This window comes from Thermoactinomyces sp. CICC 10523, assembly GCF_016055105.1.
Lineage (GTDB): Bacteria > Bacillota > Bacilli > Thermoactinomycetales > Thermoactinomycetaceae > Thermoactinomyces_A > Thermoactinomyces_A daqus.
In genome coordinates, this window is the sequence record NZ_JAECVX010000001.1 from 231,164 (window position 1) to 255,675 (window position 24,512).

The 24,512-nt window shown below is 50.8% G+C and carries 23 protein-coding genes; 4 read left to right on the forward strand and 19 right to left on the reverse strand.

Annotation, left to right across the window (positions count from 1 at the left end; genetic code table 11):
* Positions 1-18: 18 nt before the first annotated feature.
* The 6 genes from I8U19_RS01215 to I8U19_RS01240 all read right to left on the reverse strand — a co-directional run bounded on the left by I8U19_RS01215 (position 19) and on the right by I8U19_RS01240 (position 7,982).
* Entirely contained in the window at positions 19-1,008 is a 990-nt protein-coding gene (locus tag I8U19_RS01215) for a thiamine pyrophosphate-dependent dehydrogenase E1 component subunit alpha (protein ID WP_198054965.1), read from the reverse strand.
* 20 nt (positions 1,009-1,028) lie between these two features.
* Positions 1,029-2,453 (reverse strand): dihydrolipoyl dehydrogenase, encoded by a 1,425-nt coding sequence (gene lpdA, locus I8U19_RS01220; protein ID WP_198054966.1) that lies wholly within the window; start codon positions 2,451-2,453, stop codon positions 1,029-1,031.
* Positions 2,437-3,552, reverse strand: a complete 1,116-nt coding sequence (buk, locus tag I8U19_RS01225) for a butyrate kinase (RefSeq protein ID WP_152568601.1) — start codon at positions 3,550-3,552, stop codon at positions 2,437-2,439. The genes lpdA and buk overlap by 17 nt, the downstream gene beginning before the upstream one ends.
* A gap of 126 nt (positions 3,553-3,678) precedes the next feature.
* Positions 3,679-4,779 carry a Leu/Phe/Val dehydrogenase gene (locus I8U19_RS01230; RefSeq protein ID WP_033101914.1) on the reverse strand — a complete coding sequence of 367 codons (1,101 nt, stop codon included), beginning with the start codon at positions 4,777-4,779 and terminating at the stop codon, positions 3,679-3,681.
* Positions 4,780-4,797: 18 nt separating this feature from the next.
* Entirely contained in the window at positions 4,798-5,706 is a 909-nt protein-coding gene (gene yqiS / locus I8U19_RS01235; protein ID WP_033101915.1) for a phosphate butyryltransferase, read from the reverse strand.
* 218 nt (positions 5,707-5,924) lie between these two features.
* Complete coding sequence (locus I8U19_RS01240) at positions 5,925-7,982, reverse strand: sigma-54 interaction domain-containing protein (protein WP_198054967.1); 2,058 nt, start codon at positions 7,980-7,982, stop codon at positions 5,925-5,927.
* Between the two features lie 91 nt (positions 7,983-8,073).
* Here I8U19_RS01240 and I8U19_RS01245 point away from each other — a divergent pair, with 91 nt between their 5' ends.
* The 3 genes from I8U19_RS01245 to I8U19_RS01255 all read left to right on the forward strand — a co-directional run bounded on the left by I8U19_RS01245 (position 8,074) and on the right by I8U19_RS01255 (position 9,756).
* On the forward strand, positions 8,074-8,385 hold the full coding sequence (locus I8U19_RS01245) for a DUF2627 domain-containing protein (protein WP_232330877.1): 312 nt from the start codon (positions 8,074-8,076) through the stop codon (positions 8,383-8,385).
* A 142-nt stretch (positions 8,386-8,527) separates the two neighbouring features.
* Positions 8,528-9,502, forward strand: coding sequence for a superoxide dismutase (locus I8U19_RS01250; RefSeq protein ID WP_232337196.1), 975 nt, complete (start codon positions 8,528-8,530; stop codon positions 9,500-9,502).
* A 20-nt stretch (positions 9,503-9,522) separates the two neighbouring features.
* Positions 9,523-9,756 carry a hypothetical protein gene (locus I8U19_RS01255; RefSeq protein ID WP_198054969.1) on the forward strand — a complete coding sequence of 78 codons (234 nt, stop codon included), beginning with the start codon at positions 9,523-9,525 and terminating at the stop codon, positions 9,754-9,756.
* Positions 9,757-9,832: 76 nt separating this feature from the next.
* On the opposite strand, the gene spo0A is transcribed toward I8U19_RS01255, so the two are convergent.
* Positions 9,833-10,624, reverse strand: coding sequence for a sporulation transcription factor Spo0A (spo0A, locus tag I8U19_RS01260; RefSeq protein WP_033101918.1), 792 nt, complete (start codon positions 10,622-10,624; stop codon positions 9,833-9,835).
* Between the two features lie 31 nt (positions 10,625-10,655).
* A complete protein-coding gene (locus I8U19_RS01265) occupies positions 10,656-11,072 on the reverse strand; it encodes a hypothetical protein (protein ID WP_160173899.1) in 417 nt (138 codons plus the stop codon).
* A gap of 152 nt (positions 11,073-11,224) precedes the next feature.
* Between I8U19_RS01265 and gltP the strand changes: the two genes are divergently transcribed.
* Positions 11,225-12,496 carry a glutamate/aspartate:proton symporter GltP gene (gene gltP / locus I8U19_RS01270; RefSeq protein ID WP_033101920.1) on the forward strand — a complete coding sequence of 424 codons (1,272 nt, stop codon included), beginning with the start codon at positions 11,225-11,227 and terminating at the stop codon, positions 12,494-12,496.
* 108 nt (positions 12,497-12,604) lie between these two features.
* On the opposite strand, the gene spoIVB is transcribed toward gltP, so the two are convergent.
* The 11 genes from spoIVB to xseA all read right to left on the reverse strand — a co-directional run bounded on the left by spoIVB (position 12,605) and on the right by xseA (position 24,501).
* Positions 12,605-13,972, reverse strand: a complete 1,368-nt coding sequence (gene spoIVB, locus I8U19_RS01275; protein WP_198054970.1) for a SpoIVB peptidase — start codon at positions 13,970-13,972, stop codon at positions 12,605-12,607.
* Between the two features lie 236 nt (positions 13,973-14,208).
* Positions 14,209-15,939 (reverse strand): DNA repair protein RecN, encoded by a 1,731-nt coding sequence (gene recN / locus I8U19_RS01280; RefSeq protein WP_033101921.1) that lies wholly within the window; start codon positions 15,937-15,939, stop codon positions 14,209-14,211.
* Between the two features lie 11 nt (positions 15,940-15,950).
* Positions 15,951-16,403: a transcriptional regulator AhrC/ArgR gene (gene ahrC / locus I8U19_RS01285; RefSeq protein ID WP_033101922.1), complete on the reverse strand. Its 453-nt coding sequence runs from the start codon at positions 16,401-16,403 to the stop codon at positions 15,951-15,953.
* Positions 16,400-17,287, reverse strand: a complete 888-nt coding sequence (locus I8U19_RS01290) for an NAD(+)/NADH kinase (protein WP_033101923.1) — start codon at positions 17,285-17,287, stop codon at positions 16,400-16,402. Before I8U19_RS01290 ends, ahrC begins: the two co-directional genes overlap by 4 nt.
* Before the next feature lie 26 nt (positions 17,288-17,313).
* Positions 17,314-17,838 (reverse strand): hypothetical protein, encoded by a 525-nt coding sequence (locus I8U19_RS01295; RefSeq protein ID WP_198054971.1) that lies wholly within the window; start codon positions 17,836-17,838, stop codon positions 17,314-17,316.
* A gap of 87 nt (positions 17,839-17,925) precedes the next feature.
* Positions 17,926-18,747: a TlyA family RNA methyltransferase gene (locus tag I8U19_RS01300; protein ID WP_198054972.1), complete on the reverse strand. Its 822-nt coding sequence runs from the start codon at positions 18,745-18,747 to the stop codon at positions 17,926-17,928.
* Between the two features lie 9 nt (positions 18,748-18,756).
* A complete protein-coding gene (gene dxs, locus I8U19_RS01305) occupies positions 18,757-20,646 on the reverse strand; it encodes a 1-deoxy-D-xylulose-5-phosphate synthase (protein WP_198054973.1) in 1,890 nt (629 codons plus the stop codon).
* Positions 20,627-21,250: a hypothetical protein gene (locus tag I8U19_RS01310; RefSeq protein WP_198054974.1), complete on the reverse strand. Its 624-nt coding sequence runs from the start codon at positions 21,248-21,250 to the stop codon at positions 20,627-20,629. Before I8U19_RS01310 ends, dxs begins: the two co-directional genes overlap by 20 nt.
* A gap of 736 nt (positions 21,251-21,986) precedes the next feature.
* Positions 21,987-22,883, reverse strand: coding sequence for a polyprenyl synthetase family protein (locus tag I8U19_RS01315; protein ID WP_370589750.1), 897 nt, complete (start codon positions 22,881-22,883; stop codon positions 21,987-21,989).
* Positions 22,884-23,144 carry an exodeoxyribonuclease VII small subunit gene (gene xseB, locus I8U19_RS01320; RefSeq protein ID WP_198054975.1) on the reverse strand — a complete coding sequence of 87 codons (261 nt, stop codon included), beginning with the start codon at positions 23,142-23,144 and terminating at the stop codon, positions 22,884-22,886.
* Positions 23,137-24,501, reverse strand: coding sequence for an exodeoxyribonuclease VII large subunit (xseA, locus tag I8U19_RS01325; protein WP_198054976.1), 1,365 nt, complete (start codon positions 24,499-24,501; stop codon positions 23,137-23,139). Before xseA ends, xseB begins: the two co-directional genes overlap by 8 nt.
* Positions 24,502-24,512 lie beyond the last annotated feature (11 nt).

The window sequence follows — 24,512 nt, forward strand, 5'->3', positions numbered from 1 at the left end:
GAACTCTCTCCTCCCGTCTTAAGCATACACATGCTTGTAAGTATCTTTCGGATCAGGGTAAGCCGCTTTTTCGGCATATTCGGTCGCCTCGTCCACTTCTTTGACAATCGACTTGGTGAGCTCTTGCTCACTTTCTTCGGTCAAAATTCCGTGTTCGGCCAAATAGTTTCTGAAAACGAGAATCGAGTCTTTCTTTTTCTCCTCTTCCACCTCTTCCCGCGTGCGATAACTGCGGTCATCATCATCGCTGGAGTGGGGAACAAGCCGGTAGGAAACCGCTTCGATCAGTGTCGGCCCTTCGCCTTTCCGTCCGCGCTCGACCGCTTCTTTTACCGCTTGGTATACAGCGAGCGGGTTGTTTCCGTCCACTTTGACTCCGGGGAACCCATAACCTTGGGCGCGCTTCCAGACTTCCCCGCCGGCAACTTGTTTGGCCAGAGGCACGGAAATCGCATATTTGTTGTTCTCCACCATAAAAATCACCGGAAGCTTGTGGACACCGGCAAAGTTGCATGCTTCATGCCAGTCACCCTGGTTGCTGGAACCTTCACCGCATGAGGTTAAGACCACGTGATCCGCTCCGTCCAGCCTTCCTGCATAGGCAATTCCGACCGCATGGAGAACTTGGGTCGTTACCGGACTGGAACCTGTCAAAATGCGATATCGTTTATCCCCGTAATGCCCGGGCATCTGGCGTCCGCCGCTGTTCGGGTCTCCCGCTTTGGCAAATGCGGACATCATCTGATCTTTTGCTGTTTGGCCAAATACCAGTACCATTCCCAAATCGCGATAGTACGGGCACAGCCAGTCTTTGTTCCGGTCCAGGGCAAAGGCCGCTCCCACCTGAATCGCTTCCTGCCCCTGACAGGAGATCACAAAGGGGATTTTTCCCGCGCGGTTCAAAAGCCACATCCGTTCGTCTATTTTGCGCGCCAACAACATATAGCGGTACATTTCCAAGACCTGTTCATCCGTCAAACCCAGTTCCCGATGGTTTAACTCGCTCATCCGTTTTTCGCTCCTTTCAGTTAACCGTGAATTGGTTTGCCATCCACCGCCAAAGCGGCCTCTCCGTACACTTCCGACAAAGTCGGGTGTGCATGGATCGCATGAGAGATTTCCCAGGCAGTGGCATCCAACACTTTGGCCAGTCCCGCTTCGGAGATGAGTTCTGTCGCATGGGGACCGATAATATGAACTCCCAACAAATCATCCGTCTCCCGGTCGGAAATGATTTTGATAAATCCATCCACTTCGCCCTGGACGAGGGATTTGCCGATTGCGCGGAAGGGGAATTTCCCCACTTTCAACTCATATCCTTTTTCCTTCGCCTGCGCTTCCGTCAAGCCGATGCTGCCGACTTCCGGACGGCTGTAGGTACACCGCGGCACCTGAGTGGGATCAATCGGATGCACGTCCAGTCCGGCCATGTGTTCCACGGCCAAAATCCCTTCATGGGAAGCCACATGGGCCAACTGATAACCACCCACCACATCCCCGATGGCATAAATATGTTTTTCCGCCGTCTGCATGAATTCGTTAACGGCAATGACGCCTTTTTCCACCTGGATCGATGTATTGGCAAGGCCGATATCGTCGATATTCGCCTGTCTGCCCACGGATACCAGGACGCGTTCGGCAGAAAGAGAAATCGTTTCCGATCCTTGTTCTGCCTGCAAGGTTACCCGGCCGTCAGCGATATCCGCGGTTTCACCGAGCACTTTGACCCCTGTTAGAACTTTGACTTTTCTCTTTTTCAAAATGCGTGTCATCTCTTTGCTGACATCTTCATCTTCAAAGGGCAAAATCCGGTCGGCGTATTCGACAACGGTCACTTCCACGCCGAAATCGCTCAGCATCGAGGCCCATTCAATGCCGATGACACCCCCGCCGATGATGAGAATCGATTGCGGAAGCTCTTCCATGGCCAAAGCATGGTCGGAATTCATGATCGCTTTTCCATCCACTTCGAGCCCGGGGAGCGAACGCGGCCGGGACCCGGTGGCAATCAGTACATATTGCGGCACAAGCATGTCCGGTTCGCTGCCGTCTTTTTTCTCCACGGAAATCGTCCCGGGCAGTGGCGAAAAGATCGACGGTCCCAAAATGCGCCCGGTTCCTTCATACACGTCCACTTTATTTTTCTTTAACAGACCCTGTACCCCTTTATGGAGCTGATCGATCACCTTTTGTTTCCGTTTCTGCACAAGCCCGAAGTCCAGTTCGACGCCGGCAACATGAATGCCGAACTCTTTGCTGTTGTTCATATTGTGGTACAATTCAGCGCTTCGCAAAAGAGTTTTGCTGGGTATGCATCCTTTATGTAAGCACACCCCGCCCACCTTTTCCTTTTCGACAACGGCCACTTTCATCCCCAATTGGGCAGCGCGAACTGCGGCGACATAACCGCCGGGCCCTGCTCCCAAGATCACCAGATCATAATTTTCCGCCATGGACCATCTCCGCTCCTTTTTCCACAAATGGGTAGATTTTGGCTTCTTCTTCTCCGCGTATAACTCGAAGCGCTCCTTCAACCAGTGCCTGCAATTCATTCTCACCAGGAACCACATAGACCGGCGCGATCCAATCAATCCGCTCTCTGATCAAATGGATAAAGTATTCGCTGTAGGCAAGTCCACCTGTCAAAATAATGCCATCCAGTTTTCCGTATAAGACGGTTGAACAGGAACCGATCTCTTTGGCAACCTGATAAGCCATTGCCTCATAAATGAGCTTTGCTTTCTCATCTCCCTCGGCGATCATTTTTTCAACCTCACGGGCGTCGGATGTACCCAGGTACCCCATCAATCCGCCGCGGCCCACGATCATCCGCATGATTTCACCGGAAAAATATTTGCCCGAAAAACTGAGCGCAACCAAGTCGCCCACCGGAATGGTTCCGGCCCGTTCCGGAGAAAAAGGTCCTTCTCCGTTCAATCCGTTATTCACATCAATCACACGACCGTGCCTGTGAGCGCCAACCGTAATCCCGCCTCCCATATGAACGACGATTACATTGACATCTTCGTAACGTTTGCCCATTTTTTTGGCGATCCGGCGAGCAACCGCTTTCTGATTCAGCGCATGGAAAATGCTTTTGCGCTCAATTTGCGGAATGCCGGAGATCCGGGCGATCGGTTCCATCTCGTCGACGACAACCGGATCGACGATAAAGGCGGGTATGCCCAACCGACCCGCGATTTCCTCGGCGATGATCGCACCGAGATTGGAGGCATGAACTCCATATTCCCCGGATCGAAGATCATCAATCATCGCTTGATTAACACGATAAGTCCCCCCTGGAATGGGTCGCAATAACCCACCCCGGGCGACAACGGCATCCAGACGGTTGAGGTTCATGCCTTCCCGATCAAGCGTATCCAAAATCACTTGCTTGCGAAAAGGGTATTGGTCAAATAACTCCTTAAATCCTGCTATTTGTTTCGGGTCATGTCTGAGCGTCTCTACGAGAATCGGTTTCTCGTCAACGAAAACACCGATTTTGGTTGATGTCGATCCCGGGTTGATTGCAAGAACCCGTTTCGGTTCCACCTTAAACACTCCGTTTCTGTTTACACCATTTTCTGTGAAAGTGTGTTGGTCGGGGGTGGCACCTCGCAACCTCCATGGCCGTAAGGCACCATCCCCTCTCAGTTTTGCTCAGGCTTTCACTCCGGATTAACGTCCGTTCAAGTTGAGGATGCTGTACTCGTTTTGCAAAAAGGTACTGCGTGTTTTGCGCATGGTTTCGATGCGCTCTTCCGCCATGCGGTCTGCCGCCTGATAGCTCGGAATTCCATCCCGGCGGGCAATCTCAAACACCTTCAGAATGTTGTCATAAATCGTTTCCACTTTTTTCATGGCCCGGTCACGATTGTACCCCAGAAGTTCATCGGCCACGTTGATGACACCGCCGGCATTGATCACATAATCCGGTGCATAGACAATGCCTTTTTGCTCCAGCATGTCGCCATGGCGCTCTTCCTTCAACTGGTTATTCGCCGAACCGGCCACCACTTTGCATTTCAGGCGTTCAATCGTTTCATCGTTGATGATCGCACCGAGCGCGCACGGGGCAAAGATATCGCATTCCACGTCGTAGATTTTGTCCGGGCTAACCGCTTCAGCGCCGAACTCCTGAACGGCACGGTCGACGTTCGCCTTGTTGATATCGGTTACAATTAATTTTGCACCTTCTTCGTGCAGATGTTTGCACAAGCTGTAAGCAACGTGGCCCACACCCTGAACAGCCACCACTTTGCCTTTGAGCGAATCGTCTCCGAAAGCCTCTTTTGAAGCCGCTTTCATTCCGCGATATACCCCATATGCCGTTACCGGAGACGGATTTCCGCTCGAGCCGAACGCAGGCGAAATACCTGTAACAAACCGGGTTTCCATCCGGATGGTATCCATATCCTCAACCGTCGTCCCCACATCTTCCGCCGTGATGTAACGTCCGTTCAGCCCTTGAATGTAACGTCCCAGGGCGCGGAACAACGCTTCGCTTTTATCTTTTTTCGGATCACCGATCACCACGGTTTTCCCGCCGCCGAGGTTGAGCCCGGCAGCCGCGTTTTTATAGGTCATTCCACGGGCAAGGCGCAGGGCGTCTTCAATCGCATCATCCTCAGAGTCGTAGGTCCACATCCGGGTCCCGCCCAGCGCAGGACCCAGAGTCGTGTCGTGGATGCAGATGATGGCTTTCAGTCCGGAAGCTTCATCATGACATAATACGAGTTGTTCATAATCGTATTTGCCCATGTACTCAAAAATTTTCATCGAGAGTTCCTCCTAACCTCACTTTTGGTTTGCCGCTTGCAACACCGCCAATGCGATGGAATACAGCTTTGCTTCAGGAGAATCCGCACGGGATGTCAAAACAACCGGTGCTGCGGCTCCAAGCACAAGCGCGCCGATTTTGGCTTTGGCAAAATAGACCATTGATTTGTAGAGGATGTTTCCAGCTTCAATATCCGGCACAAACAACACATCGGCCTTGCCGGCTACCGGGCTCACAATCCCTTTGTGCTCGGCTGCCTCCACGGAAACCGCGTTGTCCAGGGCGAAGGGGCCATCGATTACCGCACCTTTCAGCTGACCGCGCCGATTCATCTGCGCCAGCGCTGCTGCATCAAGCGTCGGCGGCATATTGGGGTTCACGACCTCAACCGCACCAAGGACAGCGATTTTGGGCTCCATATTTTCAAGCGAATGACAATAGGCGATGATGTTTTGCGCGATTTGTGCTTTCTCCGGCAATGCCGGTGCCACATTCAAGGCGGGATCGGTCACGTGGATGAGCCGGTCATACCCCGGTACTTCAAAAGTGGCAACATGGCTCAACACTCTTCCCGTCCGCAATCCTTTTTCCTTGTTGAGGATGGCACGCAAAAAGTCGGCCGTTTGAATCATCCCCTTCATCACCACATCCGCTTTCCCATCGCGGACTGCGGCCACGGCAAGCTGTGCCGCTTCCTGCACGGTATTAGCATGGCCGATTTTCGAAGAGTCAATGTTAAGGCCGATTTTTTTGCTCAGAGCCTCAATTTTTTCCTGATCCCCAAACAAGAGGAAATCGGCGATTCCATGTTCGATGGCATTCCGAACTGCTTCGAGAACGTCTTCATCCGCCGCTGCGGCCACGGCGACAGTGACAGGTGGCAAAGCTTCTGCTTTTTTTACTACTTCAGCAAATGTTCTAATCATCCTACACACCTCGTTATTCCGACCAAGTTATTTTTTTAACTAGCACTAGTTTTCGCAGACTGATCAGTCACGATACCCTATATGCAAAAGTAATGCCAAGCGATTAAAAAAACGGATAAGCCTTGAAAATCAGCATGTAACTGGCTGAATGAGATTTTTTTCGTTTTGCAGACAATTGCAGACTGTATGCAAAATATTGCAGGCAAAAGAATTCATTTCTACAATAAACCGTATCGCTCCAATTTGTAGTACAAACTTCGCACGGAAATACCCAATTTGCGCGCTGCTTCTGTTTTGTTTCGCCCGCAGGCGAGGTAAATGCTTCCGATATACTCCTTCTCCACCTCACTCAACCGCTCTTTCAAAGTTTGGATTCCTTCGCTCTCCTGATGTTTCTCCGGATGATCGGGGAATGTCAGCTTCGTCAGATTCAAGGGGGGGAGATGCCGTTTTTTCATCACTTTCTCATTAAAAGCCATATTAATCATGGCCCTTCCCAAAACATTTTCCAACTCCCGCACATTGCCCGGCCAGGAATAATCCGAAAGCGTCTGAATCGCCTCCTGGTCGATTGACTCAACATTCCGCCCGTACTCTTGGTTAAACTTTTTAATCAGATGAAGGGAAAGTTCATATAAATCTTCTTTCCGCATGCGCAATGGAGCGATATGAATGGGCAGCACATTTAACCGATAGTACAAATCTTCCCGAAAGCGTTTCTCCTGGATCGCCTTCTCCAGGGACATATTGGTAGCGGCAATCACCCGGACATCAATCGGAATGGATTTGGTTCCGCCGACGCGGGTCACTTCTTTTTCCTGAAGAACGCGAAGCAATTTCGCCTGGGTATTTGGCTTCAGCTCACCGATTTCATCCAAAAAAATGGTTCCCCCGCTCGCTTCTTCAAACAACCCTTTTTTTCCGCCCCGCTTCGCTCCGGTAAATGCTCCTTCTTCATAACCGAACAATTCGCTTTCCAACAAGCTTTCCGAAAGGGCAGCACAATTGACGCGCACAAACTGGCTGTATTTCCGGTCGCTCGCATTATGGATGGCATGGGCGAACAACTCTTTTCCCGTCCCCGATTCCCCGCGCAGCAAAACGGTTGCCCGCGTCTTGGCAGCCTGTTTTGCCTGGTCAAGGGAGACTTTCATCGCTTCACTGCTCCCGATAATATCCGCAAAAGTATACTTGGCCTCCAGCGTGCGGATAATGCGTCTGGCCCGTTCCAGATCCCGGTTCAATTGTTTGATCTCCGATACGTCGTGGAGAATTCCGACACTCCCTTTCAATTCCCCGCCAATAATGATCGGTGCCACATTGACGACCACCTCTTTATTATGAGGCCCCACTTTCATGTGTACTCCGCGCACCGGTTGCTTGGTGGTCAGCACCTTCATATGCATGCTCTCCCCTTCGGAGATATCGGTTTCAGCCGGTTTGCCGATCACCTGATCAGGTTCAAGACCGGTCAATCTCGTGTAGGCAGGATTGATCAAAATCCCCAATCCGTTGGCATCCACCACGGAAATGGCATCATCGGAGGAGTCGATGATCGCCTGGAGCAAACTCTTCATGCTTTTCAGGTCCGTCACTTGCTGGGTCAGATTTTTAAGCTCGCTGATATCGCGAAAAACTGAAACTGCCCCCATCACCCGGCCATCCGCTCCTTTGACCGGAACGCGATTGGTCACCACCTCCATACCGCTGGGCAAAATGTGCTTGCGATTCAGCTCGGGCACTCCTGTTTGCAGTACATGATCCAATCTCGAATTTGGAATGATCTCCTTAATATGCCGTCCCAAAGCATTCCCGGTTTTTACTCCGGTCATGCGTTCCGCGGAAGCATTCATAAGCGTAATCTCTCCCCGCTGGTTCAAAGCGATCATACCGTCATGAGTCGAATTCAAAATGGCTTCCAGCTCTTTTTGTCTGCGCCGCCATGCATCAAACCAACGGTCTTTCTCCTCAACGAGGCGAACCATCAGGTGGGCGACAGCCCCGGAGATGAGCGTGGTTCCCGGCAGATCGCGTTCCGCCAGCTCCCGGAACACGTCGGGGTCACCCGTTACTTCGAGAATCACGTCCGGCTTTTTATGTAAAAACGGTTCCAGCTCTGAGCCTGTGGGAATCCCGAGCTTCTTCGCTTCGATCATGGCCGGGGCGTCGGAACGATGATCGATCACTCCGATGACCCGGACGAACTCAACTGCGGAAAAGGTTCTTAAAATTGCTTGTCCTCCTTTTCCCCCGCCTACGATTAGAATCGATTGCAATGAAGCCCCCTCCTTTTTCCATCCATTATGTTAACATACCCCTTTACGCCTGGAAGGGTGGTAATATTGGTAAAAATGAGGTACTATAGCCTTGAGAAACAGAAAGGACGGTTACACAGCCATGAAACCAGTCTACCAGCGCATTATCGCCATCATGATCATGTGCCTGCCCGGGGTCTTGGCGATCTATGGCTGGACTTTGATGCGCGATATCCTGTTTGATTCCTTTGCCGGCAAACCTTTTGCATGGTTCCCCTTTCTCGGCGGATTGATTGCCTTTCTCGCAGGAATCTTTGTCCTCGGCAGTTTTATTTTTTATCGCGATAAAAAACGTAACAAGATTCAGGCCAAATTACTGGGTAAGGAGAAAGATCTCCACTACAAGAACAAACCCGGCTTTTAACCACTCGTCATCCATGGCGGGTGGTTTTTCTTTTTCCCGGAAATCTGTCATTCCCGATTTGGATTCCATTTTCACCCTTTGCCCATGGTTCACATATCCTGTGAAAAAAAGAGCCCATCACAGGGGAGGGAACAAAAACCATATGCACCATTTCGAGCAAACTTGGCTGATCAATTGGATCCAACGCCCTCTTTTGTCAAGCATTCGTTTCTGTAAAAAATGGCTGGAAAAACAATTGCAAACCACAAACGATCCTGAAATCTCCTCCGCCATGCGACGTCTGCTCAACCAGCTGGAGCACAGCGAAAAAAAGGCATATCACCTTCATCCCTTTGCCCTGGATGAATGGTTTGACCGCGTGGCAGCTGCACTGAAGCAATGCGCCCATTGGCTTGATCTTTTGCCGGCCCAGCATAAACTGAGCACCTCCTCACATGAAGAGATGCTGAACCTCGAACCCGCCCGTTCCACCCACCGTTTTGCCGAACCGCGCGTTCCGATCGGCAAACATAAATTGCCGCCTCTCCCTTATCCCTATGATGCCTTGGAACCCTACATCGACGAACAAACGATGCGTCTGCATCATGACGAACATCACCAAAGCTATGTCAACGGTTTGAACCAGGCGGAAAAAATGATGGAACTCGCCCGACAGTCAGGAAATTTTGAACTGATTAAACATTGGGAGCGGGAAGCGGCTTTTCACGGGGCCGGCCATTATCTGCACACGATCTTTTGGGAAACGATGAATCCCCATGGCGGCGGAAGCCCGAGCGGCCCCTTGCTCAAGCAGATCGAACAGGATTTTGGCAGTTTTGAAGCCTTTAAAAAACATTTTTCTTTGGCGGCGGAAAAGGTTGAAGGGGGCGGGTGGGCTCTCTTGGTTTGGAGTCCCCGCACCCATCGCCTGGAAATCCTGCAAGCGGAAAAACATCAAAACCTCTCTCAGCAGGACGTGATTCCGCTCTTGCCGCTGGATGTCTGGGAACACGCCTACTATTTGAAATATCCCAACCGACGCAAGGAGTACATCGAAGCCTGGTGGCACGTCGTTTACTGGCCACAGGTGCAGCAACGCTTCAAGGTGGCCCGCCAGGTTATCTGGCAGCCCTTTTAAACCACGGGAGGTGCGTGTACATGGGCAAAAAAAGAACCCGGGAAAAAGGTGTCAATCGCCCCGCAAAGCCGAGATACACCTGCATGTCCAATGTTTATCACCAAAAAGAGATCGCTCCGCTGGAAAAGAAGTACCGGCAGGCACTAAACGCCAAAAATTACGAAGTGGCGGATACATTGTTACGGGAACTGACCAAGGCGCAGGAAGAACACCGCCTCTGGCTTCACCGCAAAGAAAAAGTAAGAATCAAATAGATGCTCAGTCCATAAAAACCCCCTTTTTTCTGAATGCCAGACGATCCAGAAAAAAGGGGGTTTTGCAGCGATTTGCTTAACCTGCCCGGTGCTCAATCCGCAATTTATCAGCCACCATGGCGATAAACTCACTATTGGTCGGCTTCGCTTTGCTCACATTGATCGTGTATCCGAACAGGTTGCGAATCGATTCCATGTTTCCGCGACTCCAGGCCACCTCAATCGCATGGCGAATCGCCCGTTCCACCCGGCTCGGCGTCGTATTGTACTTTTCGGCGATCCGCGGATACAGCGATTTGGTGATCGCCCCTAACAAATCGACCTCGTTATAGACCATTGAGATCGCTTCTCTCAAGTACAAATAACCCTTAATATGAGCCGGGACACCGATCTCATGGATCACATTGGTGATATTGGCGTCAAGGTTATTCGCTTTTGGTGCGTTGGATTTCGCTCCGGCTGCGCTTTTGACAAACGCGGATTCTGTCCCACCGATCCCTTTCATCTGCCGGATGCGATGGGTCAGCACATCCAAATCGAACGGTTTCAGTATGTAGTAGGACGCTCCCAGCTCAACTGCCCGCTGGGTGATATTTTCTTGGCCGAAAGCCGTCAGCATAATGATTTTGGGAGACGGTTCGAGATGAAGCTGCTGGATTTTCTCCAACACACCCAAACCGTCCAGGTGAGGCATAATAATATCCAATACGAGAACATCGGGGGTACTTCGCTGAAGCAAGTCAACCACTTCCCCGCCATGGTGTGCAACCCCGATGACCTCAATATCTTCCTGATTTGTCAAATGTTCTTTTAACAGTTCAGCAAATTCCCGATTATCATCTGCCAATATGACACGGATCTTGCTCAATTGAGACCCTCCTAATCGCCGCTTATCCAATCTACTTTTTTCCTTTCGACAAACAATCGAAACTTCCTGCAACTGACAGCCGGGCGGTCATCGAAAAAATTCCAGTTATTGTTATAACCCCGCCCCTTTTGATCCATACTTTACTTAAAAGGGGGGACAAGCATGCCAAAAGAAAGCCGAAGTCTTGAGCAGGAAAAAAAGGCGAATGACAAACCCGCAAAAAAACAGCCATACCAAGAGGAAACGGCTGCGGGGTTTGGCGATAAAAAAATGGAAGGCCCGAATCGCCCTTCAACATAAAAAAGCGCGGACAGGCATACCCGTGCATCAGCTTGATGACAAAGCGCCCATAAAGGTGTTCCGAATCCACAATTTCCTCTCCAAATTTGAAAAAGAGTTTTGCCGACAGTGTGCGAACAGGCATACATGTCTCCTTTTTTTGCTTCAAAATGTAAAAATATTCCCATTTATATTATTGTTGTTATAAAGATTGATTCATTTAATCAAATGTTTTATTATGGTATATGCTGAGTTTATTTACTTAGTTAAATATTTATTATTAAAATTTTTACTAATATTATTCATATGTGAGGTGGTTAAATGAAGAGGAAAAAAATCGCCTTGGCATGGCAAATCTTAATCGGCCTTATCTTAGGGATTGTTGTCGGTGCAGTTTTTTACGGTAATCCTTCGGTCGCCACATGGCTTCAACCCATCGGTGACATTTTCCTTCATCTGATCAAAATGATCGTGATCCCGATTGTGATCTCCAGCCTGATTGTCGGGGTGGCCGGCGTCGGCGACATAAAAAAACTGGGGAAACTGGGCGGTAAAACGATCCTTTATTTTGAGATCATCACCACACTTGCCATTATCGTCGGGTTATTCGTCGCCAACGCATTTCATCCCGGAACGGGCGTTAATATAAATACCTTGCACAAAACCGATATCGAACAATATGTACAAACGACACAGGATGTTGAAAAGCACAGCTTTATCGATACTTTTGTCAACATTGTTCCGACCAACCTGTTTACCTCGCTGGCAAACGGGGATATGTTGGCCATCATTTTCTTCTCGGTCATGTTCGGCCTCAGCATTGCCGCTGTCGGCGAAAAAGGAAAACCGGTTCTGAAGTTTTTCCAGGGAACGGCGGATGCCATGTTCTATATGACCAATGTCATTATGCGTTTTGCCCCGTTTGGCGTGTTTGCCCTGATCGGGGTGACGGTTTCCAAATTCGGCATCCAATCGCTGATCCCGCTCAGCAAATTGGTCGTCCTTGTTTATCTGACGATGATTTTCTTTATTATCGTCATCCTTGGGTTGGTTGCCCGTCTCATGGGAGTGAATATTTTCCACATTCTCCGGATCCTGAAAGAAGAACTGATTTTGGCTTATTCCACTTCCAGCTCGGAAACGGTTCTGCCTAAAATCATGGAGAAAATGGAAAGATTCGGCTGTCCCAAAGCAATTACTTCTTTCGTCATTCCAACCGGCTATTCGTTCAATCTGGATGGTTCCACCTTATATCAGGCAATCGCCGCCATTTTTATCGCGCAGATGTACGGTATCCATCTTTCCTGGTCTCAGCAGATCACATTGCTGTTAACCTTGATGGTAACCTCCAAGGGAATTGCCGGCGTACCCGGAGTTTCCTTCGTCGTCCTTTTGGCAACGCTCGGTTCGGTTGGGATTCCGGTGGAAGGACTCGCCTTTATCGCCGGGGTTGACCGCTTGATGGATATGGCGCGCACAGTCGTCAACGTCATCGGCAACTCTCTTGCCGCCATTGTCATGTCCAAATGGGAAAAACAATACGACCAAAACCGGGCCAAAGAATACCTCGAAGAACTGAAACAAGCGGCTTAAGGTTATCCATTCCAACAGACTGCAACCACGCGCAGTCTGTTTTTCTTTAAAACGAGTTTTATTTTAAACTTTTCCGATGCACGATGCCATCTCAAAAGCAAAAAAAAATTAACACGTTTGTGAATGTCGATAATCATTCTCAATTAAAAAAAGCGGGCTGTTCATAGCGCCCGCTTGCGAGTGTAACACTCCTGCATCTTGCAACATCCATTCAATAAAAGTACCGTAGCCTGACGTCGGATCGTTGACAAAAACATGCGTGACCGCCCCTGCCAATTTTCCGTTTTGGATAATCGGGCTGCCGCTCATCCCCTGGACAATCCCTCCTGTTTTTTCCAGAAGCCGTGGATCGGTCACCTTAATGATCAATCCCTTTGTAGCGGGAAACTTCTGCCTCAGCACATGGACGATTTCAATGTCAAACTGCTCCACTTTTTGTCCGTCAACAACGGTCAGAATTTTAGCCGGCCCTTCCTTGACCTGTTCTGCCAAGGCCACTGGAATTTCCTGGTTGAGCAATCCCTTTTCCGGCAAGCGATCCATTTTTCCAAAAATACCGAAAGGCGTGTTTTTTTGGATATTCCCGATCACCTGGTCTTCCTGGAAGAATATCGCCCTTTTTTCGCCAGGTTCACCCGACTCCCCTTTTTGAATCGAAGTGACATTGGATTTAACGACTTTTCCATCCCCTACCCGGATCGGCTTTCCTGTATCCATATCCGTAATAACATGTCCGAGGGCACCATACACTTTATGTTCCGGATCATAGAACGTAAGTGTTCCCACACCGGCCGCCGAATCGCGTATATACATCCCCAACCGGTATACACGCTCTTTTTCGTCATACACTGGCTGGATCTCCACGGTCTTCTCTTTGCCATCGCGGAGCAGCGTAATATGCAGACTCTTTTTATCTTTTCCGGCCAGCTTTACCCATCTGGCGACATCGACCACTCTTTGCACCGGTTGTCCGTTAATCTTGAGGAGATAATCCCCAACCCGGATATCCGCTTTTTCCGCAGGCGACTTTGCGTCGGACTGCTTTGATTGTACAAGATGATGTCCAACCACCATGACCCCTTTTGAATGCAATTTGACCCCGATCGACTGACCACCCGGAATCACCTTGAGATTCGGATAGACATGGACAGCAAGGCTCCGAATCGGCACCGTTCCAAATAATTTCAGGGTGATCAGCGCGTGGCCGACGGCATGAGGCTTCAGTTGAAGCGGCCTGTGCAGATCAACGGGTACCCGCGCCCCGGTGGAACCATTCACCTCAATAATATCCGGATTGGAAATACTAGCAGTAGCAGAGACCGGCATCGTTAAATGCAATTTGCTCCATTGCCCCATAAAGAGCCTGAGCTCATGGGGAAATTCGGTGAATTGACGAAATGTCGGTGTAGTACTTCCCAACACGAGGAGAAGCACCAGGAGAAAACCCAGCCACTTTTGCTTACTCTGTTTGTGCAACCTCACCACTCTCCTGAGCTTCCCGCCTATCCCTTGCCGTCTCTAAAAATAAGTTAACCCAGGGCCTTCCCTTTTATGTTCTTCAAATGCTTCCACTATTGACAGCTTCCCACTGTCCCCTTCCTTCCGGTGCAAAACAAACGCGATCATGATTTGGTGACTGAAACGGTGATCCGACCAACCTGGCTTTCGCCAAGCACTTTCGCACTTATACAAAAAAAGGCCTTTGAACAATTTCAAAGGCACTGTCCGCGAGACATTTGCTTTTCTTCAGCCATGGCTTGCTTGACCTCTTCCGCTAAGCGGATCATTTCCTGCGCATGTTCTGTTGTCGTGTGGGTCACCTGAGCTCCGCCGAGCATGCGGGCCAGTTCCCGGATGCGACGATTGAGGTCAAGCCGCTCCACTTTCGTGCGCGTTTCATTATCCAAGGCTTCTTTGGCAATGCAAAAATGATGGTCGGCCATACATGCGACCTGGGGCAGGTGGGTTACGCTCAGCACCTGATGTTTCCGGCCCAATGCGGCCATTTTTTCCGCAATCGCCTGCGCCGCACGTCCACTGACCCCTGTATCAATCTCGTCGAAGATGAGCGTATGACTCTGGTCACTTGAGGCGAAAATAGTCTTAAGGGCGAGCATAATCCGTGACAGCTCCCCGCCCGACGCGATTTTTGCCAACGGTTTCAACGGTTCGCCCGGGTTGGGGGCAATCTGGAATTCGATCAGATCCTGCCCGTGCGGAAGGAGTTGCACTGCGCGCTCGCGATAAAAGGCCACATGAAAGACAGTCGAACCCATATTCAGATCAGCCAGCTCTTTCTCCACGCGTGTCTCCAAAAGAGTTGCCGCTTTTTTGCGTTTGGCGGTCAGTTCCTTCGCCAAGGCGAGCAACTCCTCTTGCAATTCATTCCGCCTTGCCGTCAATTCCGCTTCCGTTTCCTCCCGGTGGTTCAGGGAGGACAGTTCCTGTTTGATCTTTTCTCCGTAAGCCAGGATCTCGTCAATGCTTTCGCCGTACTTTCGCTTTAATTGCTTGATCAGATGAAGGCGTTCTTCCACCTCATACAAGCGTTCGGGATCAAACTCAAGCCCATCACCGTAGCGCGAAATCTCCCGGGCAGCCTCTTCCAGTTGGTAATAAGCCGATTGCATGTTATCCCAGGCGGGCTTCAAACTGTGATCCACCTCGGCCATTTCTTCGGCATGCGAAAGGGATTCCTGAAGCAGCTCCAAAGCCCCCCGCTCGCCAAAAAGCGCTTGATATGCCTTGGCGGTATGCTGCATTAACTTTTCCATATGGGCCAGCCGGTTCCGCTCTTGTTCCAGCTCTTCATCTTCTCCCGGAACCAATCCGGCCCCCTCTATTTCCTCTCGTTGAAACTCCAAGAGATCGATGCGATGGGCCAGCTCCTGTTGGTCGATTTTCAACCGGTTCAATTCTTGGTCAATTTCTTTAAATTCCCGGTAAAGCGACTGATATTGGCTGCGCAGGTGAATAATCTCAGCACCGCCGAATTGATCCAGCAAAGACAAATGCTCTTCGGCGGAAAGCAAGGATTGGTGTTCATGCTGCCCCGAAATGTCCAGCAGTTTTGAGCCAATCTGCTTTAACAGGGCCAGCGTCACCACCCGGCCGTTCACGCGGCAAGTGCTCTTCCCACCCGAGGTGATCTCCCGCCGAATGATGAGCACGTCCAATTCGTCGGACGCAAATCCCCATTCTTCCAGCAGCGGGCGCACCGGGTGGGATTCAGCCAACTCAAAAACGGCTTCAATTTCCGCTTTCTCTTTGCCATGCCGCACGAAATCAACCGAAGCCCTCCCGCCGGCAATCAACCCCAACGCATCAATCAAAATGGATTTGCCCGCGCCCGTTTCGCCTGTGAGAACATGAAAACCCCCGGAAAATTGGATATGCACTTCTTCAATGATGGCCAAATGGCGAATAACGAGTTCTTTGAGCATCCCATCGCCCCCTACAACAGTTCAAGGAAGCGTCCGACCACAACCGGTGCGTTTTCTTTGCCGCGGCAGATGAGAAGCACTGTGTCGTCACCGGCGATCGTTCCCAAAAGTTCATCCCAATCTAGATGATCCATCAGGGCTGCGACCGCATCGGCATTTCCCGGCAATGTTTTCAACACGATCAGATTTTCGCTGTAATCAATGCTGACAAACGACTCCTGTAGCGCTCTTTTTAATTTTTTCAGCGGATTAAACCGTTTTTCATCGGTTGGAAGCGAATATTTATAAGTTCCGTTATTGGTCGGCACCTTGATCAGTTGCAATTCTTTTATATCCCTGGAAACGGTGGCCTGTGTTACGTTATACCCTGCTTTTTTCAATTCTTCCACCAATTCATCCTGGGTCTCGATTTCCTGATTGGTAATGATTTCACGAATTTTTATGTGACGCTGTGCCTTCATCATCTTCCTCCTGCTCTGCTGTCATCCATCGCGCTTTCACCTTGCAATTTTTGGCGAACCACCTCAAAAAACGAGCGATCCTGCCATTTGATGAGCAAAGTGGGGAAAGGGGAACGCCTCACTCTTACCATATCCCCTTGTTGCAAACAATAACCCACCTGTCCGTCGATCGTCATTCCCATCTCCTGATGTACGGCGGAAACGACGATTTCCAGAACCCCCTCCGCCGGCAAAACCATCGGACGCGAGGTAAGGGTATGCGGACAGATCGGTGTCAACAGCAATACTTGTTGAATGCTGGGATGGACAATCGGCCCTCCGCACGAAAGCGAATAAGCGGTTGATCCCGTGGGAGTCGATATAATCAGCCCGTCTCCGGAATATGTTCCCAGTACCATGCCATCCATATAAGCGGTACAGGTAATCATCCGGCCAAACGAGCCTTTGGCGACACCCACATCGTTTAAAGCAATCCCTTTTTCAACGACACGGCCGTCGCGAACCACTTCTGCTTCCAACATCAGTCTTTCCTCAACGAAATAATCCCCCGCCAGCACCCGATCCACAGCCATTGACAGATCTTCCGGTTCCGCTTCCGACAAAAAACCCAACTGTCCCACATTAAAGCCGAGAATGGGCAATCGGTGTTGCGCAAACTGCCTGGCCACCCCCAGCAGGGTGCCATCTCCCCCGAGCACAAACACCAGTTCGACCTTTGTGCAAAACTGATTCAGCGGAAGCCCCCATTCGGGCCGTTTCAGTTCAACGGCCATCTCCGGTTCCAAATAGACGACCACTCCCTTTTGTTCCAGGAGAGAGATCAGTTCTTCCGCTACTTGGAGAGCCTTGGGCTTGCTTTTGTTTATGGTAATCCCGATGGTCTTCAAGCAATTCCACCTCATCAAACAATCATTTATTGAACCAGCCAGATAATGAATAAGAGCAAGACGACCGCTGTGGCATACAAGGGCCATTTCCTACGGCTTTTCTTGGAAAATGTCAATTCGGGGATCTCAAGATGAACCACTTTGACCGTCTTTTTCTCCTTGTCCACATAGAGAATGCCATCAGGCTGAACCAGCAGATAATACGGGAGAAAAAAATCGCGAAGTCCGGCGCCGGACATCCTCAGCGGCTTTCTGTCCCGTGCGACCACAACCACATACAGTTCATCTTCGCGCCGCGCGATGTAATCGATGAAAATCCGGCTTTCATAAACCGCATCATCCACCCCGAACACAAGCGGAACCCGCTCTTTGGAATGCATGACCTCAAATCCGTGAGCGCGTAAAAGATCCGGAACTTCTCCTTTGATCTGAACGGGTTCCTCCTCTTTCTTTCCCCACTTTGCGCCGGAAAGCGGAATCTGTCTGATGATAAAATAAAGGATGACTCCGATTAGCAGAAAAAGCACAAGGGTGTCACCTGGCTTAGCCACTTTTCCTCCCCCTTTCTCTACTAATTCGAAGTTCCTTCAGATGAAACCTGCCCTGATGCCAAACTTGAGGCAGGGAATCCGGACCGGTTACCCTTGAGCGGATGATAAGCGGCGGTGCGCCTCTTCGACCACTTCCGCAATTCGCTCATCCCACGGATCCGGAGTCTCCGCTTTTTCCAGACGCAGATAAGCCAAAAACTCAATATTCCCTTCCCCGCCCTTGATCGGAGAGAAGGTGAGTCCCATCACATGATAACCGAGCATGTGAGCCATTTCAACAAAGCGGCGCAGCACTTGCCGGTGAACTTTGGGGTCCTTGATCACCCCTTTTTTTCCCACTTGCTCTTTTCCAGCTTCAAACTGCGGCTTGACTAAAACAACTACTTCCCCACCGGGTGACAAAAGCCGCTTTAAGTTGGGCAAAATGTGGGAAAGAGAGATAAATGAGACATCGATGACGGCAAAATCCGGCTGTTCTCCCTTCAGGTCTTCCGGATTTAAATAACGGAAATTGGTGCGTTCCATCACGATGACACGCGGGTCTTGGCGCAATTTCCAGGCGAGCTGGCCGTATCCCACATCGATCGCATACACCTGTTTCGCATCGTGCTGCAGGGCACAGTCGGTAAACCCGCCGGTAGAAGCCCCGATATCCAGCATGACGCGATTTTGCAAGCGGATGGGAAAGACTCGGAGCGCTTCTTCCAATTTCAACCCGCCGCGGCTCACGTAGGAATGCAACCTGCCTTTCACCTCAATAATAGCATCTACGGGGACTTTCGTCCCCGCTTTTTCGACCCGTTCGTTATTCACATAGACCAGACCGGCCATAATGGAACGTCGCGCTTGTTCCCGGCTCGGATAATACCCTTTTTCCACCAATAAAAGATCGATCCGTTCTTTCTCCACTGGTAACCCTCAAGCTTTCTGTATTTTTTGCGATAAGAACGTATTAACAGTATCGGCAATTTGCTCCGGAGTTAATCCGACTTCCTCCAGCTGCTCGCGAATGCTTCCGTGCTCCACATAATAATCGGGAACACCGAGGATTTTTATCCGGATATCACTGATTTCCCGCGCCGCGAAATACTCGAGCACCGCGCTGCCGAAACCGCCTTCGATGCACGCTTCTTCCAGCGTGATGATCGGGATTTTCTCATCAGCCAGCCGGTCGAGCAATTCCCTGTCCAGCGGCTTGGCAAAACGGGCATTGATGACACGGGCATTGATCCCTTTTTCCTCAAGGAGCCCGGCCGCTTCCAGAGCGGTTTGCACCATGGTGCCAAAAGCCAGGAGCGCCACATCAGTACCCGGGCGGACTTCTTCCGATTTTCCGATGGGGATCAGCTTAAATTCTTCATCCATCGGAACCCCGACGCCCGCCGCTTTGGAATAACGCACGGCAACCGGCCCTTTATCATACTGAACTGCCGTATAGAGCATGTGTTGCAGCTCATTTTCATCTTTCGGCATCATGATCACCATGCCCGGCTGGTTGCGCAAATAGCTGATATCGTAGACGCCCTGGTGCGTTTCCCCGTCTTCCCCGACAAAACCGGCACGGTCGACGGCGAACACGACGGGCAACTTCTGCCGGCACACGTCGTGGATGAACTGGTCGTACCCCCGCTGCAAAAACGTGGAATATATCGCCAGCACCGGCTTCAATCCCTGTGTAGCCAATCCGGCTGCAAACGTGACCGCATGCTGTTCGGCAATACCCACGTCAAAACAGCGTTCCGGGAATTTTTCACAGAATTTCTCCAGTTTTGAACCCGTCAACATGGCGGGCGTAATGGCAACGATTCGCTCATCCTCTTCGGCCAGGCGAACCAAGGTGTCTCCGAAGACGGCGGGATAAGCCGGAGCACCGCCTGCTTTCTTTTGGAATGCACCCGATTCAATCTTGTAAGTCCCCACGCCGTGGTAAACGACCGAATCGTTTTCAGCCGGTTCATACCCGTAACCTTTGCGCGTTACGACATGAACCACCACCGGTCCTTTGGTTTGCCCGGCCATGCGCAGGCTTTCCATCAGTTCATCCAGCTTGTGGCCATCCACCGGCCCCAAATAAGTGAAGCCCAACGTTTCAAAAAAAACACCGGAAACCAGCAGATATTTGAAACTGTCCTTTATCCGTTCCAGGGTCTTGGCAAACGGAACGCCGACAGTCGGGATTTTTTTCAGGAGTTGTTCCACTTCTGCCTTCATTTTGTTGTAACTCTTATTGGTCCTAAGCCGCCCCAGGTGATTGTGAAGCGCGCCGACATTGGGACTGATCGACATCTCATTATCATTCAGGACGATCATCAGGTCTTTTTTCGTTTCACCGATATGATTGAGCGCTTCCAATGCCATCCCGCCGGTCAGGGCACCGTCGCCGATCACGGCGATCACCTTGTAATCTTCCCCTTTCAGATCACGTGCGGCCGCCATTCCCATCGCACCGGATAACGACGTGCTGCTGTGACCGGTCTCCCAGCAATCATGTGCGCTTTCTCTCATTTTCGGAAAGCCGCACAACCCTTTGTATTGCCTGAGTGTGGGAAACAACTCCCGGCGTCCGGTTAAAATTTTGTGAACGTAAGCTTGATGGCCCACATCCCACAACAGTTTGTCACGGGGACTGTCAAACAAATAGTGAAGAGCGATCGTCAGTTCGACCACCCCCAGATTGGACGCCAAATGTCCGCCTGTTTTCGATAAACTCTCGATCAGAAACCTGCGAATTTCCTCCGCCAGCTTCGGGAGTTCTTCCACAGGCAGTTGTTTCAGTTGATCCGGCGAATTAACTCGTTCGAGGAGCACGTAAAACGCCTCGCTTTCGCTTTCTTTTCTTGTTCGATTTCACATGAAACAAGGAGAGATGAAGTTTTCGGTTTACCCAGTAAAATACAATTCCCACTCGATAAATGATTTCGTTTGCATAATGAATGGCAACGGTTTTGGCCAACGCTTTCCCCCCTACTGTCAGGGCGGAAATAACCGAGACCAAAACCACATCAATCAGCCATTTCTGCTTCCCCCATTGGGGAAAGGTGGCAATAAGCGAAGCCGCCACGGCAAAACTGGCTGATCCGCTAATGACCCCGCTGATATCTCCAACCACATCGTTGCAAAAACTGGAAAATTGATCTGCCCGGCGAACAATGCCAATCGATTCCTTCGCTCCCGGAATCTTTTTGGCCGCCATCGCGTGAAATGGCTTTTCTTTAGCCGCCGCTGCTGCGATCCCCAACATATCGAACAAAATGCCGAGCACTACGATCGCGAATAGAACCACAATCCCTCCACCCCAGGTGAGCCCGGCCATCAAAGTGGTGGAGAACAGAGAGAAAAATACAGCTATAAGTGCAGTAATCAAACTGACAGTGATCGCAAAGCGCAACGATTTATGGAGTAATGAAGTCATAAAGCGCCGATTCTCCTTCTCCAAAGGCCAGTATCAGAAAAACGCCGGTCTTGAAATAGACCGGTTCCCCAATAGTTAGTATGTAATTTCCCCGGTTTCAAACCTTATATGTGGGAGCGAGTGGAAGCTATCCAGGTAAATTCTACGGCTTAGGTCCAGTAGGATTTCCCAAAGGGGTATCCCGATCGTCGCCGATCAGGCGGTTTCCCTTTACAACCCCTCTCGGCGCCGTCACCGGTCACCGGACTGGATTGCCACTTAGTCCGTACTTTAATCCCTGAACAGCCTTGCCATCACCGGCAAACAGTCTAGGAGTTTTCCTCAACAGCCCGAGCTCCCCTCCTAGCCTCTTTTGCAACAGAGCTTTCAATTCGGAACAACTCCGAATATCCCCACTTTGCCACTCAAGGCAGGCTACGCTGCACCCAGGGTTGACCCGAATGCAGGTTCATCCCCCAAGCCATCGCTGAAACGAAGTCTCAAAGCGACGAACTTGGGCCTCCGCGGGAGGAGGGTCAACGCCCGCATGCCCTTGCGGATCGCCCTTCTCCCTTAACTCCCAGCATCAGCCCGCAGCTGGGCGCCACAAGCCAACACCAAGAACTTCATCGCTGTGCCCTTTAGCGGATTTTTAGCCCCGCCTTCAGAGGGGGTGAGCTGACTAGAATACTGCACCACTCTTCCTTAAGTAAATTTTATTATAACATAAGCCGGATATGTTGGCATCATGCAGAACTTACCGATCGCGCTGTAACAGATAATCGGCGATTCCTATCAAACTGGCGGGATTCAATTCTTCATAACCTTCGACATGGCGTTTGGCCCGGTTTGTGATCTCTGTCAGTTTCCTTTTCGATTCCTCCAGTCCCAGGAGAGCGGGATAGGTAGCTTTATGCTTTTCTTCATCACTCCCCACCGGTTTGCCGATCACTTGCTGATCTCCGATCACGTCCAGAATATCATCCTGAATTTGAAAAGCAAGCCCCAAATCATAGGCAAATCGGGTCAAGGATTCAAGGACCTCCGGAGAAGCTCCTCCGAGATAAGCTCCCGTCCTGACCGAGTAGGCCATCAAATCACCCGTTTTGCGGCGATGAATGCTTTCCAGCTGCTCGAGGGAAACCGCACCGTTTTCCCCCAGCAAATCATCAACCTGGCCGCCGACCATCCCTCGTGCTCCGGCAAAACGAGCTCCTTCCTCAATAATGGTGAGCAGAATCTCCGGCGCGAGCGCAGCCTCTTTGCCCCCTTTTGCCATCAGACCAAACGCTTCGGTCAAAAGCGCATCCCCGGCCAAAATGGCATAAGCCTCGCCAAATACCTTGTGATTGGTCAATTTTCCCCGGCGGTAATCATCATCATCCATGCTCGGCAAATCGTCATGGATCAAAGAATACGTGTGGATCATCTCGATGGCGCAAGCAAAGGGAAGAGCAGCCGTTTCTTCTCCTCCCAGCGCTTCCACGGTCGCCAGCACCAGGACAGGGCGCAAGCGTTTCCCGCCTGCCAGGAGCGAGTACCGCATCGCTTCTTTTAAAAGAGGCGGAATCCCTTGCATCCGGGCCGTATACTCGTCGAGCGCCTCATGCACCCGCTCCGCTTTTTCCTCAATATAGGATTTGATCGTTTGCACCTACTCCGAATCCTCCTCAACCTTAAACGATTTTTTCACCCATTCCCCGTTCTCCTGCACCAGCATCTCCACCTGCTGTTCTGCCCACTCCAGCTTTTTGCCACAGATGTGGGCCAGCTTCATGCCTTCATCAAAAAGTTGAATCGCCTGTTCCAGCGGCGTATCTCCTTTTTCCAAAATCTCCACCACTTCCTCCAGCCGCTTCAGCGCCTCTTCAAAAGGCAGCGATTCCAAGGAAGAATTTTTTTGCGGTTCACTCATTCTCTGTCTCCTCCGATTTCCACACCTGGCATTTGAGTTGGCCTTCAGCCAGACGAACGCGAATCAGGTCCCCCGGGGCAGCCTGCCGATATGATTTTACCAGGGTTTTTCCATCATGGCGATAAACGAGCGAATATCCCCGGAGCATAACCTTCAGCGGGCTTAAGCTATCCAGTTTGGCAAGCAGATGCTGGTACTGTTTTGCCTTGTCTTTGAGCAAATTTCGCAAATGCCAGTTGGCATCCCGCTTGAGCAGTTCAAGACGCTCCGCTTCTTTCTCCACTCTTCTCTGCGGATGAAAGGCTGTTAACCGGTACACCCTTTGTTCCAACTGCCTGTCCTTTTTTTCAATCAGTTTGCCCATTGCATTTTGCAGACGGATCTCAAGCGAATCGACATGCTGGGCATATTGATACAGACGGGCATTGGGATTAGTGAAGATCGGACGATCCACATTTTTGTGCAAGCGCTCCTTTAAGCGGTTCATCAGGCTCGTTTGGGCGTAGAGCAACCTCTTGTAAAGATGGGTGAGGCGGTCATGAAGCTCGGCGATGTGCGGAACCACCATTTCTGCCGCCGCTGTCGGGGTGGCCGCGCGCGCATCGGCGACAAAATCGCTGATCGTCACATCGGTTTCATGTCCGACTGCGGATACAACGGGGATCACGGAGCGAAAAATGCTGCGGGCAACGATCTCCTCGTTAAATGCCCACAGCTCTTCCAATGAACCTCCGCCACGGCCGACGATCAGGACATCAACCTCCATCAACCTGTTCATATGATCGATCGCCTCAGCAATCTCCTTCGCCGCTTTTTCTCCCTGCACCGAGACGGGATAGAGCAAAATCGGCGTCATGGGGAGGCGGCGCCGCATCGTGACAATAATATCACGAACGGCTGCCCCGCTGGCTGAAGTGATCACGCCCACCCTCCTGGGGAAGGAAGGCAATTTCTTTTTGGGGACATCAAACAACCCCTCAGCCTGCAATTGTTCTTTCAAGCGTTGAAACGCAACATACAAATCGCCGATTCCGCTCAGGCGCATATCCTGCACATATAACTGCAAATGCCCGTCCTTCATGTAGATGGAGACGTAGCCGCGAACCAAAACCCGGTCGCCATTTTTGGGTGTAAAGCGCAAGCGGCGGTTATTCCCAGCAAACATGACCGCATCGATGGCGGTTTGTTCATCCTTTAACGTGAAATACATATGCCGGCTTTTGCTGTGCTGGGAGAAGTTGGTGATCTCACCTTCAACCCAGATTTTTTTCAGATTCTCATCCAAATCCAATATATCGTAAAGATACTGAACCAATTCGGTGACAGACCAGACCTCGCGTTCCGGTTCGCGAATCATGCGACTCCCCC